Origin of the sequence: Gilliamella sp. App6-5, from assembly GCF_001690525.1 — a bacterium.
GTDB lineage: Bacteria > Pseudomonadota > Gammaproteobacteria > Enterobacterales > Orbaceae > Gilliamella > Gilliamella apicola_H.
In genome coordinates this window covers 1-486 of sequence record NZ_LZGT01000087.1, presented here as the reverse complement: position 1 = coordinate 486, position 486 = coordinate 1, and the positions used below count along the sequence as shown (strand labels likewise).

Sequence of the window (486 nt, the reverse complement as noted above, 5' to 3'; positions counted from 1 at the left end):
TGTACTGACTTTAACCTCCTTGTATTTCTCTACCGTCGATGGCTTTAAGGCTTTTTTCCGTTTAATTCTCTTTCTGCGTTGATGGCTTGATTAAGCGCATCAATATATTGACTGGGCTCAACAATATTATCAAAAATCTGTTGATAGATTTCACTGTCATTAAACCGACGGCGACGATTTTGGCTAAGTGTTGAGGCGTCAATCACTTTTTCGGTTAATCCCATTCCCAGAAACCAGCGGTAAGCTAAATTGACCTGAATTTCCTGAACCAGACGACGTTCACTGGGGATACCGAAAAGATACCCCAATAGCATGATCTTAAACAGTCTGACCGGATCTTCTGCCGGACGACCGTTATTAGGGCAATAAAGTGGTGCTACCGCTTCTCGAATAAATTCAAAATCAATGACTTTAGCTATTTTACGAACAAGATGATTTTGGGGGACAAGCGCATCTAGTGAGATTTGCTCTATTTTTTCTGGTGTC

1 pseudogene is annotated in these 486 nt (G+C 41.2%); it reads right to left on the bottom strand.

The features are described 5' to 3' along the window. Nucleotides 1-47 precede the first annotated feature (47 nt). Nucleotides 48-473 (bottom strand): annotated as a pseudogene (locus tag A9G24_RS10365) (transposase); the annotation flags it as partial. Nucleotides 474-486: the final 13 nt, after the last annotated feature.